Origin of the sequence: Kitasatospora sp. NPDC058406, from assembly GCF_042722765.1 — a bacterium.
Classification (GTDB): domain Bacteria; phylum Actinomycetota; class Actinomycetes; order Streptomycetales; family Streptomycetaceae; genus Kitasatospora.
Map to the genome: position 1 here is coordinate 1 of NZ_JBHXKE010000472.1, position 2,436 is coordinate 2,436.

The following is a 2,436-nucleotide window of genomic DNA, read 5'->3' on the forward strand; positions in this document are numbered from 1 at the left end:
GTCTGGCACGGCGCCCGCCACGGCTGCACCGGCACCGTGTTCGACCCCCTCGCCGGCCGCCTAGTCGCCCCGGCCGCCGCGGCGGCGACGCTCCTGGAGCACGTGGACGCCGCTCTGGAGGCCGACGGCGAACACCGCCACGTCGTCCCGGTGCTGGAGCGCCTGCTGCGCGAGGGCAACGGCGCCGTGCGCCAGCGCCGCGTCCTGCGCGAGCACGGCCGACGGCAGCTCCTCGCGATGATCGCCGACCAGACCACCGGGGCCTGAACCGCACGGTAGCGGCGGGATCACGGCCCGCGACCCGGGTCAGGGGCGTCGCTCACGGTCCGAGGTGTCTTTCACCTCAGCCGTCTCGGCCGCCTCGTGAAAGGCGACGATCGCTTCACCGTTGGATCTCGCCCATTCGGTCAGCAGGGCGATGGGCCCCTCCAGGGTGCGCCCGAGCTCGGTCAGGCCGTATTCCACGCGGGGTGGCGCTTCGGCGTAGGTACGCCGCTCGACGAGCCCGTGGTCCTGGAGCCGGCGCAACGTCTGCGTCAGCACCTTGCGCGAGACGCCGCCGATCAGCTCGACCAACTCGCCGTGCCGCAAGGGCCCGTCACTCAGCGCAAAGAGGGTGACCACGGCCCACTTGCCGGCAATGACCTCGACGGCCAGGCGGGCGGGGCAGTCGGAGAGGAAGACGGTTCCGGGACGGAGACTCATGAGCCGAACGGTACCTACAGGTACCTGTCGGCCGCCTAACGTCGACGACATGCGGCGCACCGTCCCGACGGGCGCCGAGGCCGAACCCGGCATCCTCTCGCCCCACTCGCACGACCCGAGACGGCGCCTTCCCTGCTGAACCGCCAACTCGGCTGCCCCGTGCCCGGGGTGTCCACCGCTCCGCACCCGCACGCGTGCACCTCCACCCTGCCGACAGAACCACTCGCTCACACCAAGGAAGCATCCGTGTCCCACTCGACCACCTACGTCCTCGTCCACGGCGCCTGGCACGACGGGCAGTCGTGGAACCGCGTCGCCCCGCTGCTCACCGCGCGGGGCCACCGTGTCTTCACTCCGTCCCTCACCGGCCACGGGGACAAGGCGCACCTGCTCAGCCCCGAGACCGGGCTCACCACCCACGTCGACGACATCGTCGGCCTCATCCTCGACCACGACCTCGGCGACGTCGTCCTCGCCGGGCACAGCTACGGGGGAATGGTCATCTCCGGCGTGGCGAACCGTGTCCCCCAGCGCATCTCCCGCCTGGTGTACATCGACGCGATGGTGCCGACGCACGGCGAGAACGCCATCGATGTCATGCCGTTCACCCAGGTCCTGATCGACGGTGCCGCCGGCAGTGCCCAGCCCTGGCGGATTCCGCCGCTGCCGGAGTTCCGCCCGCCGCTCGGCCTGTTCGGCGTCACCGACCCCGGCGACATCGCCTGGCTCAGGACCACGCTCTCGGACGAGTCGGTCCTCTGCTTCCAGCAGCCGGCCGAGATGGACAACCCCGCGCAGGCGCTGATCCCCCGGGTTCACATTCTCTGCGTCGGCAGCGAGCCCGATGGCGTCACGCGCCGACCCGTCCCGAACACCCAGCCCAACGGCCGGCCGTCTCGCGTCTACGAGGTGGAGACCGGCCACAATTCCATGATCACCAAGCCCGTGGAGCTCAGCGACCTGCTGCAAAGAAGCGTCTGACGCGGCGGGGCCGCCGTCCGGATGAATCGACCGCCCGGGGGCCATACCCGACTCCGGGCGGGGTAGGCGGGGGCCCATGCGAGCTCTCGTCATCAACTGCACCCTCAAACCGTCCCCCGAGCCGTCGAACACCGAGGCCCTGGCCGACGTCGTCGCGAACGAACTCACCAGCCTCGGTGTGGAGGTGGAAACCGTCCGCGCCGTCGACCTGGACATCCGGCCCGGAGTGGGGACGGACATGGGCCACGGAGACCAGTGGCCGCCCGTGCACGACAAGCTCACGTCCGCCGACATCCTGATCGTCGCCTCCCCGACCTGGGTCGGCCGCCCGTCCTCCGTGGCGCAGCGCGTCCTGGAGCGGATGGACGCGATGATCTCCGAGACGGACGACCGCGGAGTGCCGGTCGCCTACGGCAAGGTGGCCGGCGTCGTCGTCACCGGGAACGAGGACGGCGCCCACCACGTCATCAGCGAGATCTCCGGCGGCCTGGTCGACATCGGTTACACGATTCCCGCCCAGGCCTGGACCTACTGGCACCTGGGCCCCGGTCCCGGCCCCGACTACCTGGACGACGACAAGGGCCACGACTGGGCCCACTCCACCGGTCGCACCATGGCCGCCAACCTCCACCACGTGGCCTCCGCCCTCACCGGGCGCCCCTGGCCGGCCCCTGCCGAGTGAGCCCGGGGCCCGTCCCGGGCATGACGGTGGCCGGCACCGAGTACTCGGTGCCGGCCACCGTCATGCCG

General features: G+C 71.3%; 3 protein-coding genes and 1 pseudogene. 3 read left to right on the plus strand and 1 reads right to left on the minus strand.

Going from position 1 to position 2,436, the window contains the following annotated elements; translation table 11 throughout:
- Positions 1-267 (plus strand): annotated as a pseudogene (locus ACFWOG_RS40600) (carboxylate--amine ligase); the annotation flags it as partial.
- Between the two features lie 39 nt (positions 268-306).
- On the opposite strand, the gene ACFWOG_RS40605 reads toward ACFWOG_RS40600, so the two are convergent.
- Positions 307-705 carry a winged helix-turn-helix transcriptional regulator gene (locus ACFWOG_RS40605; RefSeq protein ID WP_380364755.1) on the minus strand — a complete coding sequence of 133 codons (399 nt, stop codon included), beginning with the start codon at positions 703-705 and terminating at the stop codon, positions 307-309.
- A gap of 246 nt (positions 706-951) precedes the next feature.
- Here ACFWOG_RS40605 and ACFWOG_RS40610 point away from each other — a divergent pair, with 246 nt between their 5' ends.
- Complete coding sequence (locus ACFWOG_RS40610; protein WP_380364757.1) at positions 952-1,686, plus strand: alpha/beta fold hydrolase; 735 nt, start codon at positions 952-954, stop codon at positions 1,684-1,686.
- 76 nt (positions 1,687-1,762) lie between these two features.
- Positions 1,763-2,368 carry a flavodoxin family protein gene (locus ACFWOG_RS40615; RefSeq protein ID WP_355405320.1) on the plus strand — a complete coding sequence of 202 codons (606 nt, stop codon included), beginning with the start codon at positions 1,763-1,765 and terminating at the stop codon, positions 2,366-2,368.
- Positions 2,369-2,436: the final 68 nt, after the last annotated feature.